The sequence below is a fragment of the Pseudomonas sp. S2_H01 genome (genome assembly GCF_054668305.1).
The window spans coordinates 3,614,952-3,627,928 of sequence record NZ_CP162756.1 but is presented as its reverse complement, the minus strand read 5'-3'; the positions used below and the strand labels follow the sequence as shown (position 1 = coordinate 3,627,928).

The window sequence follows — 12,977 nt, the reverse complement described above, 5'->3', positions numbered from 1 at the left end:
AAACGCAGCACAAAATCAGCCGGACGAAAATCTTCTGTGGGAGCGAATTCATTCGCAATTGGCCAGCAGGGTCAAAGCAGCTCTGTTCGCTGGACGACTTTTCGCGAATGAATTCGCTCCCACAGGGGTTCGGCACCGAAGCAAAAATCGCCACGCATTCATCGCATCCCCAGCGTCTCCCACCTTCCGCCCCGCCTGTCACGCAACCATCACCAAAGCTTAATGGTGATGACATCGGCCCTCCCTAGCCTGCATTCGTACAGCAATGCTTCGAATCATTCAGTCGACCGGCCTGGACCAAGGCTGGCCCACGGAGACGCCCTATGACTCAGATCGCCAGTATTCGAGACACCAGCGTAGACCGCCGCCTGCAGGCCGAGCGCCTGATCGGTCCTCAAGCCCTGCAAGAAGCACAGGCTTTGCGTTTCAGCGTGTTCAGCGGCGAATTTAACGCCAAGCTCAAAGGTGCCGAGCTGGGTCTGGACATCGACGATTACGACGTTCACTGCATGCACATCGGCGTACGTGACCTCAACAGCGGTCGACTGGTCGCCACCACTCGCCTGCTGGACCACAAGGCCGCCAACACCCTGGGCCGTTTCTACAGCGAAGAAGAATTCAGCCTTCATGGCCTGGGCCATTTGCAGGGTCCGATCCTGGAGTTGGGCCGTACCTGCGTCGACCCGGCGTATCGCAACGGCGGGACCATTGCCGTGCTGTGGAGCGAGCTGGCCGAAGTGCTTAACGAAGGCGGTTACAGCTACTTGATGGGCTGCGCGAGCATCCCGATGCAGGACGGCGGCATTCAGGCCCACGCCATCATGCAGCGTCTGCGTGAACGCTACCTGAGCACCGAACACCTGCGCGCCGAGCCGAAGAACCCGCTGCCAACCCTCGACATTCCAAACAACGTAATCTGTGAAATGCCACCGCTGCTCAAGGCCTACATGCGCCTGGGCGCCAAGATCTGTGGCGAGCCGTGCTGGGATGAAGATTTCCAGGTCGCCGACGTGTTCATCCTGCTCAAACGCGACGAGCTGTGCCCGCGCTACGCCCGTCACTTCAAGGCAGCGGTGTGATGAGCTCGCTGCGCAGTCATGCGCGTGTTATCCGTGTGCTGTGGGTCATCGGCCTCGGCCTGACCATTGCCGGCACGTTCGCCCTGATGGAACGTCTGCGCGTCGGCAACTCCATGGCCCGCCGTCAGCGCTGGACAAGCTGGTTCATGGCACGCCTGACGGCCGCGCTGCCGTTCCGCGTCACGGTCAGCGGCACATTGCCGGCTCAGCCCGCCTTGTGGGTCAGCAACCATGTGTCATGGACCGACATTCCCTTGCTGGGCATGCTCGCCCCGCTTTCGTTTCTGTCCAAGGCTGAAGTGCGCACCTGGCCGGTGGCCGGCTGGCTGGCGCTGAAGGCCGGCACACTGTTCATTCGCCGCGGTTCGGGCGACAGCAAGCTGATTCAAAAGCAAATGGGCCAGCACCTGCTGGGCAATCATTCGCTGGTAATTTTCCCTGAAGGCACCACCACGGACGGCACCCGTTTGCGTACCTTCCACGGTCGCCTGCTGTCCAGCGCCATTGAAACCGGAACCCCTGTGCTACCGGTTGCCATCCGGTATGTGCGCGACGGCAAGCCCGATCACATCGCGCCATTCATTGGCGATGACGATCTGCTTTCACACCTGCGCCGCCTGTTCGCCAACGAGGTGAGCGACGTGCATATTCAGTTGCTGGAGCCGATTGCGTCCCATGGTAAAGAGCGCGCGGCACTGGCGTTCGAAGCACAGACCGCTGTCCAGACTGCGTTGTTTGGGGAGGTGACTCAGCCTGCCGAGCTACGACCGTCAACCGCCAGGGCCGCCTGAGCGAACGCCTGAAGTTGCGGATAGAACTCGCTGAAATCCTCGCTTAACGGCCCATAAAGCGCCTGCAGTTCCTGCATGGCGCCGGCCAGTCCCTCGGGGCGTGACAGGCGTCGGGCAATCCCGGCCAATGCATCGCCCACCACTTCGAAATCCCGATACGACCCCAGCCAGTCATGCGCCGCCATGCGCGGCGCGATCATCGCCAGGCGCTCGGGCAGTTCAGGCTCGTTCGCCAGCACGCGATACACCTTGCCGGTGAATGCATCCAGCGGCACGTCCGAATACTGCGACCAGTCCCGCGCCAGACAGTGATCGAAGAACACGTCCAGCACGATGCCGACATAGCGACGGCGCTCGGCCGGAAATCGTCCCATTGCCCGTTTGGTCACGGGATGAGCGTCGGTAAACGCATCGATGCGCCGATGCAGACGGATCGCCTGCTCGATGTCCAGGGGAAAGCGACCCGCCAGCAAGCCTTTGACGAAATCGCCATACAGGCTGCCAAGCAATTGGGAAGGCGTCTGACCGCCCAGATGGAGGTGTGCGAGGTAATTCATGACAACCGTTGCCCGTGTGCAGGTCGCCGCAATGTAGCAGACACCGAGCAAGCCTGTGGGCGCACGCTAGCCCGCGATGGCGGCTTGTCAGGTATTTTTTCATCGACTGTTCTACCGCGATCGCGGGCAAGCGCGCTCCTACAATGAGGCTCCGCGCTTGTATCGTTATAACCCGGTATACCCATTCGCTCCATGCTTAGAACTCCTTCATATTTGTATATCGCGATGCACCAATATAAAGTTCGCTCCATCGCGATATAACGCTACACGCAGATTGAGAACGACATGCCTATCGACCTCGACGAAATAATAAAAGCGCTGGCTCACCCGGTTCGCCGTCAGATTCTGGTCTGGCTCAAGGACCCTCACACCTGTTTCCCCGATCAGGAGCACTCGCTTGACAACGGCGTGTGTGCCGGTCAGATCGACCAACGTGCGGGCCTGTCGCAATCGACTGTTTCGGCCCACCTGGCCACCTTGCAACGTGCTGGCCTGATCAGCAGCAGGAAGTACGGCCAGTGGCATTTTTTCAAACGCAACGAAGACGCCATTCAGGCGTTTTTGCAGGAGCTGGCCCAGCAACTTTGAGCGGGCCGCTCTCAAACACCGATTTTTCAGGAGACGCACCGTGCCCCTTTCGCTACTCATTCTGGCCCTGAGCGCCTTTGCCATCGGGACGACCGAGTTCGTCATCATGGGCCTGCTGCCCGACGTCGCCTCTGACCTGGGCGTCAGCATTCCCGGCGCTGGCTGGCTGGTGACCGGCTACGCGCTGGGCGTTGCCATCGGTGCACCGTTCATGGCCATGGCCACCGCCAAACTGCCGCGTAAAGCAGCGCTGGTGACGCTGATGGGGATCTTTATCATCGGCAACCTGCTCTGCGCCGTCGCGGCCGATTACAACATTCTGATGTTCGCCCGCGTGGTCACTGCGCTGTGCCATGGGGCATTCTTCGGCATCGGCTCGGTCGTGGCAGCCGGCCTGGTTCCGGCCAACCGCCGTGCTTCGGCCGTTGCGCTGATGTTCACCGGCCTGACCCTTGCCAACGTGCTGGGCGTGCCATTGGGCACTGCGCTCGGACAACAGGCGGGCTGGCGCTCGACCTTCTACGCGGTGACCGTGATCGGCGTCATTGCCTTTATCGGCCTGATTCGTTTCCTGCCGGCCAAACGCGATGAAGAGAAACTCGACATGCGTGCTGAACTCGGTGCCCTCAGAGGTGCCGGGATCTGGCTGTCGCTGAGCATGACGGCTCTGTTTGCCGCTTCCGTTTTCGCGCTGTTCACCTACGTCGCACCGTTGCTGGGTGAAATCACCGGCGTGTCGCCGCTGGGCGTGACCTGGACGCTGATGCTGATCGGGCTGGGACTGACCGCCGGCAACATCATCGGCGGCAAGCTGGCGGATCGTCGCCTGGCCGCCACCTTGATCGGCGTATTCATCGCCATGGCCGTGACCTCCACTGTTCTGACCTGGACCAGCGTGGCGCTGATCCCGGCTGAAATCACCCTATTCCTCTGGGCCACCGCCTGTTTCGCCGCCGTGCCTGCATTGCAGATCAACGTGGTGACCTTCGGCAAGGACGCACCGAACCTGGTGTCGACCCTGAACATCGGCGCCTTCAACGTCGGCAACGCCTTGGGCGCATGGGTCGGTGGCAGCGTCATCGCCCACGGCTACGGCCTGACCAGCGTGCCCCTCGCCGCCGGCGGCCTGGCCATCCTGGCGTTGCTGGTGACCCTGATCAATTTCCGTCAGCGCGGCGATGGCGAACTGGCCGCTGCAACGAACTGATTTCAACGCTTCACAACTGCGGATTCACCCACTACCCAACGCATTGAGGATATCCCCGATGAGCACGATTTTTGACCCGATCAAGATGGGCGAGCTGGAGCTGGCCAACCGTATCGTCATGGCGCCACTCACCCGTTGCCGCGCCGACGAAGGCCGCGTTCCGAACGCGATGATGGCCGAGTACTACGTGCAGCGCGCCACCGCTGGCCTGATCATCAGCGAAGCGACGTCCGTCACGCCAATGGGCGTCGGCTACCCGGACACCCCGGGTATCTGGTCCAACGACCAGGTTCGCGGCTGGAGCAACATCACCAAGGCCGTTCACGCCGCGGGCAGCAAAATGGTGCTGCAACTGTGGCATGTCGGCCGTGTGTCGCACCCTCTCTATCTGAACGGCGAAACGCCTGTCGCACCGAGCGCGATTCAACCAAAAGGCCACGTGAGCCTGGTTCGTCCGCTGTCTGATTACGTAACGCCACGCGCGCTGGAACTGGCTGAAATCGACGACATCGTCGACGCCTACCGCGTCGGTGCCGAGAACGCCAAAGCCGCTGGTTTCGATGGCGTGGAAATCCATGGCGCCAACGGTTACCTGCTCGACCAATTCCTGCAAAGCAGCACCAACACGCGCACCGACCGCTACGGCGGCTCGCTGGAAAACCGCGCGCGCCTGCTGCTGGAAGTGACCGACGCGGCCATCGAAGTCTGGGGCCCAGGCCGTGTGGGCGTGCACCTGGCACCTCGCGCCGACTCCCATGACATGGGCGACGACAACCTGGCTGAGACCTTCACCTACGTCGCGCAGGAACTGGGTAAACGCGGCATCGCGTTCATCTGCGCCCGTGAGCGTGAGCTGGACGACAGTCTGAGCCCACGTTTGAAAGAGGCGTTTGGTGGGGCGTTCATCGCCAACGAGAAATTCACCAAACAGAGCGCCAATGAATGGCTGGCCAGCGGCAAAGCGGACGCGGTGGCCTTTGGTGTGCCGTTCATTGCGAACCCTGATCTGCCTGCACGCCTGGCCAAGGATGCTCCGCTGAACGAGCCGCATCCTGAGACGTTCTATGCCAAGGGCGCAGTGGGGTATATCGATTATCCGACGCTGTAATTAGCGTATTTGGCTGGGGCTGGATTGGATTCGGGGTGTATCCGGTTCTTCCTGCGTCGCTGCCAGGGTCTGGCTAACGCCAGACCTGAAAGCAGCGCCACCACAAACAGCGGACATCTCAGCTCACTGTCCGCGCGCACGCCTCGCTCAGAGCCCTACTGAGCCCGCGAATTGATCTGCTGCGACAACGTCTGAATCTGACTCTGCAGGGTATTGAGACTGCGCGTCATCTGCCCACGAAACGCATCGAACTCCGCCGTGCTCGCACTCGATGAAGCCGCCTGCGCCGGACGATTGTCCTGCTCGCTCTTGAGCACAATCATGTCCTGCTCCAGACGCTCGATCGCCTGACTGTTATTGCTCTTCTTCAAATTCGCGACATCGGCACTCAAGCCTTTGAGTTCAGAATCCAGACGATCCTGCTGCGACTGCGCCGATTTGTTATCAGGCATCGCCGCCTTCAACGCGGCCAGTTCGGTCGCGACCGTCTTCAACTGATCCTGCAACTGCTGATTGGTCGCCTGCTGCTGCGTCGCTTGAGCCGCAATCTGCTCCAGACGCTTGTCCAGGCCGCCCTGCAAACCGGCCACGCCTTGCTGCTGCTTGCCCTGGTCCGCCAGTTGATCCTGCAACTGCTTGATCTGCGCCTTCAGCGCTTCACCGCCGCTGTTGGCAACCGATTCGGTGGCGACAACTTTGCCGGAAATGTCTTGCAGGCGCCCCGCCGCTTCCTCGCTGATGCGCGCGAAGCTTTCCTGGGTGGCGACCAATTGCTGCTCCATCAACGAAACCTGCTGAAAACTCCACCAGCCCAGACCGCAGAACGCGATGAACAGCGCCCCGATCAAGGCCCACAAAGCGCCGGTGCCCGGGGCTTTGACCTTGACCACCGGTGTGGTTCGCGAATACACCGTGGTGCGCTCACGGGCACCGGCGGTCGGGATGAAGTCATCGTCGTCATCTTTGGCGCTGAGGCTCGGCACGTCATCGATGTCGTCATACGGATCTTTGCGCATGTGTTTCCCTTTGAAGATCGCTGAATCTGAATGGCGGCAGTATAACCGCGACACGTAGGACCCTATGAATCGCCGGCCGTTTTACACCGCCTGGCCGTGCTGCGCTTTCCACCAGCCGCAGAACTCATCCAGCGCGGTCCAGACGCTGACGTTGGGCTGGTAATCCAGATAATACTGGGCGCGGCTGATATCAAGCGTGAAATCTCGATTCATCACCTGCATTCCCACTCTGGACAGCGTCGGTTCAGGTCGGCCCGGCCAGAGCAGGCAGGCCGCTTCGTTGATCGCCGCCGCGCTGTAGGCCAGGCCGTACGAGCGATAACGCGTGACAGGCGGCAATTGCATCTGACGCATGACGTAATTGACCACGTCCCAGATGGGAAGCGGCGTGCCGTTGCTGATGTTGTACGCCTTGCCCAGTGCCGCACCCGTCGCCAGCAAACTGCTGAGCATCGCTTCGTTGAGGTTCTGAATGCTGGTGAAATCGACTTTGTTCAGGCCATTGCCGATGATCGACAGGCGCTTCTTGCGCTGCATCTGCATCAGCCTCGGGAAGATGCTGGTGTCTCCCGCGCCGGTGACGAAGCGAGGACGCAACGCGATGACTTCAAGCCCGAACTCCGTGGCGCCAAACACCTTTTGCTCGGCCAGGTACTTGGTCGCGGCATAGTGATTGTGGAAACGCTTGGGAACCTGCTCTTCACGGATGTTCAGGTGCGACTGCCCATCGAAGTAGATCGATGGCGAGGACAAGTGCACCAGCCGCCGGACGTGTTGCTTGAGACAGGCTTCGACGACGTTTTCAGTGACCTGGACGTTGCCCTGCTGGAAGTCCTGACGGCGTCCCCAGGTGCCGACAGCCCCCGCGCAGTGAACAACCGCCTCGACGTCGTCGCACAGGGCGTGCACCAGCTCCGGGTCACTCAAGTCGCCTTGAATGAATTCGGCGCCGCGCCGCACCAGATGCTCAACGCCCTCTGCACGACGGCCGTTGACCCGGACGCTCAATCCCTGCTCCAGGGCGAAACGCGCAAAGCGTCCACCGATGAAGCCGCTTGCGCCGGTGACCAGAATCTTCATTTACCGCTCCGTTAAAATAAAAATGCACAACATTGGCTCGCGAGGCCCGACCCTGCAGGTCGCAGAAATCTCTGGCGTTAGTGATCTCTGTGGGAGCGAATTCATTCGCGATACGGTTTTTCAAACGACACATCTTCGCAGGCTGATCAGGCCGCTCGCGAATGAATTCGCTCCCACAGGTTTTGCGCCCGACCGAGGCACCTCAACGTCTGTACTGACGCTCACTGCGCTGCCAGCGGCACTAACCACTGACCGGCTTTCTTCGCCAGATGATCAGTCAGCTGAGTCAGCAACTGCCCGCCGTTGCGCCAATGATGCCAGTACAAAGGCACATCGATGCAGCGATCGCTCAACAATTCCACGAGTTTGCCGCTCGCCAACTGTTCTTGCACCTGCAACTCAGGCACCAGCCCCCAGCCCATCCCGGACTCCGTCATGCGAATAAAACCCTCGGACGACGGACACAAATGATGTTCAAAACCGCCCTCGACGCCCAGCGACGCCAGATAGCGATGCTGAAGAAAGTCATCCGGCCCGAAGACCAATGCCGGCGAACGTGCCAGCGCCTGAGCCGTGACACCGTGCGGAAAATGCCGCGCGATGAAGGCAGGGCTGGCCAACGCGCGATAGCGCATGGCGCCCAGCAGCAGACTACGCGCGCCCGCTACCGGGCGTTCGCTGCCACACAGGCAGGCTGCGACTTCGCCGGCGCGCATGCGCTTGAGGCCAACGTCCTGATCCTCCACCACCAGATCGGTCAGCAACCGGTGTTCGGCACAGAAGTCCCCCACCGCCGGTGCCCACCAGGTCGCCAGACTGTCCGCGTTCAACGCAATGCGCAGACGCTCCGCAATGCCGCCTTCGTCCAGCGCAGGCACCACGCTTTGCAGGTCTCGCTCCAACAACCGCACCTGTTGAACATGGTTCAGCAGGCGCCGACCGATATCAGTGGGACTGGGCGGCGTGGCCCGCACCAGCACCGGCTGACCAATGCGTGCCTCCAGTAATTTAATCCGCTGTGAAACGGCCGACTGCGACAGGCCCAGTACGTGGGCCGCGCGCTCGAAGCCAGCCTGTTCAACCACAGCTGCCAACGCCGAAAGCAATTTATAGTCGAACATCACTTTCCCTAATGAGCGATGAGCAATATTGGTTTTTCTTATACCGCTCATTGCCTGACACTTGCCACACAAACCTGCTTGCGATGAGACCCCCCTGATGTCCGGTGAAACCTCCCTGAACGTGCTGCTGCGCAGCATGAGCCCAGCATTGAACCCAGGTGAATATGTGTTTGCCAGCGTGCCCGAAGGCAGCGACCTTCAACGCGTGGAGGTGATCGGCAGCTTTCGCGAACGGGAGGGGCTGACCGTGATTATCGAACGACTAGAGGCCGAATCACTGGGCCTTGCCTGTGGCTACGTCATGGCGTGGATCACGCTGAACGTGCACTCGTCACTGGAGGCCGTAGGGCTGACCGCGGCATTCGCCACTGCGTTGGGCGAAGCAGGCATCACCTGCAATGTGATCGCAGGCTTCTATCACGACCATCTGTTCGTGGGCAAAGACGACGCGCAGAAAGCCATGACCGTACTGCGCGAACTGGCGGCAAGCGCCCACTGATTCATTTCACGGAGCGATTCCTCATGTGGCAAAGCTACCTCAACGGCCTGCTGGTTGCGTTCGGCCTGATCATGGCCATCGGCACCCAGAATGCCTATGTACTGGCGCAAAGCTTGCGCCGCGAGCATCACCTGTCGGTCGCGCTGCTGTGCATCGTGTGCGATGCGGTGTTGGTCGCCGCAGGCGTGTTCGGGCTGGCCAACGTACTGGCGCACAACCCGACCTTGCTGGCTGTCGCTCGCTGGGGGGTGTGGTGTTTCTGCTGTGGTACGGCAGCAAAGCCCTGCGCCGTGCCGTGTCGCCGCAAAGCCTGCAACAGGGCGATGCACACGGTCAGCGTTCCCGCCGTGCAGTGTTGCTGACGGCCTTGGCCGTCACCCTGCTCAACCCGCACGTTTATCTCGACACGGTACTGTTGATCGGCTCCCTTGGGGCGCAACAGGCCGAACCGGGCGCCTACGTGGCCGGCGCCGCCAGTGCGTCACTGCTGTGGTTCTCGACGCTGGCGATCGGCGCGGCGTGGCTGGCGCCGTGGCTCGCCCGTCCGGCAACCTGGCGCCTGCTGGATCTGATGGTCGCCGTGATGATGTTCAGCGTCGCAGTGCAGTTGATCCGAACCCCCTGATCATGCGCCTGCGCTGACTCATCAAAACTATCCATCGTTTCCCGCGCAACGCTCTGGAACCTCTATCCCACACAGTTGTTGCGTGGTTATGGGCCGGACCCGGTGCTATGATCCAAGCCCCTGCGCCGCAAAGAGTAAAAGACTCTCCGGCGTATGTTCTGTCTGGCCGCCCGTGATCGGCCTTGCGCTAACCGCAACTGACCTGATTAGGAGAATTACCATGGCTTTCGAATTGCCTCCGCTGCCGTACGCTCATGATGCTCTGCAGCCGCACATCTCCAAGGAAACCCTGGAATACCACCACGACAAGCACCACAACACCTACGTCGTGAACCTGAACAACCTGGTGCCAGGCACTGAGTTCGAAGGCAAGACCCTGGAAGAAATCGTCAAGTCTTCCTCGGGCGGTATCTTCAACAACGCAGCCCAGGTCTGGAACCACACTTTCTACTGGAACTGCCTGGCACCAAACGCCGGCGGCCAACCGACCGGCGCGCTGGCTGATGCCATCAACGCTGCGTTCGGCTCCTTCGACAAGTTCAAGGAAGAGTTCAGCAAAACCTCCATCGGCACCTTCGGCTCCGGCTGGGGCTGGCTGGTGAAGAAAGCTGACGGTTCCCTGGCTCTGGCCAGCACCATCGGCGCCGGCAACCCGCTGACCAGCGGCGACACCCCGCTGCTGACCTGCGACGTCTGGGAACACGCTTACTACATCGACTACCGTAACCTGCGTCCAAAATACGTCGAGGCGTTCTGGAACCTGGTGAACTGGAAGTTCGTTGCTGAGCAGTTCGAAGGCAAGGCTTTCACCGCCTGATTACTGCATCAACGCGCGTTTTAAAGAAAACCCGGCCTCGCCGGGTTTTTTTTCGCGTTCTGTTCGTCCTTTATGTATTGTCAGAAAGCGATAGCGGACTAATATCAGTTTCGTCCGAATCGACGAAAAGAGGCTCAAGTTCCGCCCCCTGTTTACCGACACAGTACTGATAGCCTTACTGGCCTGCATGTGGATCGTTATCTGAATGAAACAGGTCAGGTGTGTATCGAAACCTTGACCCCATGGCCTGCATTGCCAATGCTTGCATACAGTCACCCGCTATCAGCATGGATGAAGGAATGCCCATTTGAAGCTGGAACTCAAGAACAGCTTGTCGGTGAAGCTGCTGCGTGTGGTGTTGCTTTCAGCGCTCGTCGTGGGCGTTGTGCTCAGCTGCGCACAAATTGTCTACGACGCCTACAAGACCCGGCAGGCCGTCGCCACTGACGCCGAGCGGATTCTCGACATGTTCCGTGACCCGTCGACACAGGCTGTGTATAGCCTGGACCGGGAAATGGGCATGCAGGTCATCGAGGGCCTGTTTCAGGACAAGGCCGTACGCATGGCGTCGATCGGCCACCCCAATGAGACCTTGCTCGCGGAAAAGACCCGTGACCTCAAACCCTCGCCGACGCGTTGGCTGACAGACCCGATCCTCGGCCAGGAACGCAGCTTCACCACCCAGTTGGTAGGACGCAGCCCGTACAGCGAATATTACGGCGATCTGCGTATCACGCTCGACACCGCGACCTACGGCGAGGGCTTTCTCGTCAATTCGATGATCATCTTTATTTCCGGCGTGCTACGCGCTCTGGCGATGGGGCTGGTGCTGTATCTGGTCTATCACTGGCTGCTGACCAAACCGCTGTCGCGCATCATCGAACACCTGACGAGCATCAATCCCGACCGGCCCAGCGAACACCAGTTACCGCTGCTCAAGGGGCACGAGAAGAACGAGTTGGGGCTCTGGGTCAACACCGCCAACGAACTTCTGGCCTCCATCGAGCGCAACACGCACCTGCGACACGAGGCTGAATCGAGCCTGCTGCGCATGGCGCAATATGACTTTCTGACCGGGCTGCCTAATCGCCAGCAGCTGCAACAGCAACTGGACAAGATCCTGATCGATGCCGGGCGAGTGCAGCACCGGGTTGCCGTACTGTGCGTCGGCCTTGATGACTTCAAGGGCATCAACGAACAATTCAGTTATCAGGCGGGCGACCAACTCCTGCTGGCGCTGGCCGACCGTCTGCGTGGACACAGTGGCCGCCTGGGCGCTCTCGCGCGCTTGGGCGGCGACCAGTTCGCGCTGGTGCAGGCCGACATCGAACAACCCTATGAAGCAGCGGAGCTGGCGCAGAACATTCTGGATGATCTGGAAGCGCCGTTCGCCGTCGATCAGCAGGAAATCCGTCTTCGCGCGACCATCGGCATCACGCTGTTCCCGGAAGATGGCGACAGTACTGAAAAGTTGCTGCAAAAAGCCGAGCAGACCATGACCCTGGCGAAGACGCGCTCGCGCAATCGCTATCAGTTCTATATCGCCAGCGTCGACAGCGAGATGCGCCGTCGCCGCGAGCTTGAAAAGGACCTGCGCGAAGCCTTGGTGCGCAACCAGTTTCATCTGGTGTACCAGCCTCAGATCAGCTATCGCGACCAGCGTGTCGTCGGCGTCGAAGCATTGATCCGCTGGATTCACCCCGAGCACGGTTTCGTGCCGCCGGATCAGTTCATTCCGCTGGCCGAACAGAACGGCACCATCATCGCCATCGGCGAGTGGGTACTGGACCAAGCCTGCAAACAACTGCGCGAATGGCACGATCAGGGCTTCAGCGAACTGCGCATGGCCGTGAACCTGTCCACCGTGCAACTGCACCACTCCGAACTGCCTCGCGTGGTCAACAACCTGCTGCAGATTTACCGCCTGCCGCCGCGCAGTCTGGAGCTGGAGGTGACCGAAACCGGTCTGATGGAAGACATCAGCACCGCCGCCCAGCACCTGCTCAGCCTCCGTCGTTCGGGCGCGCTGATTGCCATTGATGACTTTGGGACCGGTTATTCGTCCTTGAGCTATCTGAAAAGCCTGCCGCTGGACAAGATCAAGATCGACAAGAGCTTCGTGCAGGACCTGATCGACGACGATGACGACGCCACCATCGTGCGCGCCATCATCCAGCTGGGCAAAAGCCTGGGCATGCAGGTCATCGCCGAGGGCGTGGAAACCACCGAGCAAGAGGCTTACATCATCTCCGAGGGCTGCCACGAAGGTCAGGGCTATTTCTACAGCAAGCCACTGCCCGCGCGGGAGTTGCTGTCCTATCTGAAGCAGGCGCAGCGCACGCATGTGGGGGTTTTGTAGCTTCACTCCCCGACGTGCAGGAGCGCGCTTGCCCGCGAACGCGGTGGGCCGTCCACTATCAATGCCCCTGACCAGACACGGTCGCGATCCAGGGCGTTCCTGCTGAGAGTCACGCCCCGTGCGTGCTGAA

At 60.5% G+C, this 12,977-nt stretch carries 12 protein-coding genes and 1 pseudogene; 9 read left to right on the top strand and 4 right to left on the bottom strand.

The features are described 5' to 3' along the window. Window positions 1–323 precede the first annotated feature (323 nt). Complete coding sequence (olsB, locus tag AB4N84_RS16225) at window positions 324–1,079, top strand: L-ornithine N(alpha)-acyltransferase (protein WP_074755496.1); 756 nt, start codon at window positions 324–326, stop codon at window positions 1,077–1,079. After that, entirely contained in the window at window positions 1,079–1,870 is a 792-nt protein-coding gene (locus AB4N84_RS16220; RefSeq protein ID WP_460042208.1) for a lysophospholipid acyltransferase family protein, read from the top strand. Before olsB ends, AB4N84_RS16220 begins: the two co-directional genes overlap by 1 nt. On the opposite strand, the gene AB4N84_RS16215 is transcribed toward AB4N84_RS16220, so the two are convergent. After that, window positions 1,828–2,427, bottom strand: a complete 600-nt coding sequence (locus AB4N84_RS16215) for an acyl carrier protein phosphodiesterase (protein WP_460042207.1) — start codon at window positions 2,425–2,427, stop codon at window positions 1,828–1,830. The genes AB4N84_RS16220 and AB4N84_RS16215 overlap by 43 nt on opposite strands. Before the next feature lie 285 nt (window positions 2,428–2,712). Here AB4N84_RS16215 and AB4N84_RS16210 point away from each other — a divergent pair, with 285 nt between their 5' ends. Genes AB4N84_RS16210 through AB4N84_RS16200 form a run of 3 tightly spaced genes read left to right on the top strand, consistent with a single transcriptional unit; the run spans window position 2,713 to window position 5,330 of the window. After that, window positions 2,713–3,015, top strand: a complete 303-nt coding sequence (locus tag AB4N84_RS16210; RefSeq protein WP_460042205.1) for an ArsR/SmtB family transcription factor — start codon at window positions 2,713–2,715, stop codon at window positions 3,013–3,015. 40 nt (window positions 3,016–3,055) lie between these two features. Next, complete coding sequence (locus AB4N84_RS16205) at window positions 3,056–4,222, top strand: MFS transporter (protein ID WP_460042204.1); 1,167 nt, start codon at window positions 3,056–3,058, stop codon at window positions 4,220–4,222. Window positions 4,223–4,280: 58 nt separating this feature from the next. Further along, on the top strand, window positions 4,281–5,330 hold the full coding sequence (locus AB4N84_RS16200; RefSeq protein WP_460042203.1) for an alkene reductase: 1,050 nt from the start codon (window positions 4,281–4,283) through the stop codon (window positions 5,328–5,330). A gap of 155 nt (window positions 5,331–5,485) precedes the next feature. Here the strand turns inward: AB4N84_RS16200 and AB4N84_RS16195 are convergent, their stop codons facing one another. The 3 genes from AB4N84_RS16195 to AB4N84_RS16185 form a co-directional block, all read right to left on the bottom strand. Then, window positions 5,486–6,346, bottom strand: coding sequence for an ATPase (locus tag AB4N84_RS16195; protein WP_074755484.1), 861 nt, complete (start codon window positions 6,344–6,346; stop codon window positions 5,486–5,488). Between the two features lie 81 nt (window positions 6,347–6,427). Continuing rightward, window positions 6,428–7,426 carry an NAD-dependent epimerase/dehydratase family protein gene (locus AB4N84_RS16190; RefSeq protein ID WP_460042201.1) on the bottom strand — a complete coding sequence of 333 codons (999 nt, stop codon included), beginning with the start codon at window positions 7,424–7,426 and terminating at the stop codon, window positions 6,428–6,430. Window positions 7,427–7,647: 221 nt separating this feature from the next. Next, window positions 7,648–8,547 carry a LysR family transcriptional regulator ArgP gene (locus AB4N84_RS16185; RefSeq protein WP_074755480.1) on the bottom strand — a complete coding sequence of 300 codons (900 nt, stop codon included), beginning with the start codon at window positions 8,545–8,547 and terminating at the stop codon, window positions 7,648–7,650. A gap of 97 nt (window positions 8,548–8,644) precedes the next feature. Between AB4N84_RS16185 and AB4N84_RS16180 the strand changes: the two genes are divergently transcribed. From AB4N84_RS16180 to AB4N84_RS16165, 4 genes and pseudogenes are all read left to right on the top strand, one after another. Continuing rightward, window positions 8,645–9,046: an ACT domain-containing protein gene (locus AB4N84_RS16180; protein WP_460042199.1), complete on the top strand. Its 402-nt coding sequence runs from the start codon at window positions 8,645–8,647 to the stop codon at window positions 9,044–9,046. A gap of 23 nt (window positions 9,047–9,069) precedes the next feature. Next, a pseudogene (locus tag AB4N84_RS16175) lies at window positions 9,070–9,671 on the top strand (LysE/ArgO family amino acid transporter). Between the two features lie 220 nt (window positions 9,672–9,891). Continuing rightward, complete coding sequence (locus tag AB4N84_RS16170) at window positions 9,892–10,488, top strand: superoxide dismutase (protein ID WP_074755474.1); 597 nt, start codon at window positions 9,892–9,894, stop codon at window positions 10,486–10,488. Between the two features lie 307 nt (window positions 10,489–10,795). Then, a complete protein-coding gene (locus tag AB4N84_RS16165; protein WP_074755472.1) occupies window positions 10,796–12,847 on the top strand; it encodes a putative bifunctional diguanylate cyclase/phosphodiesterase in 2,052 nt (683 codons plus the stop codon). The last annotated feature ends 130 nt before the right edge of the window (window positions 12,848–12,977 follow it).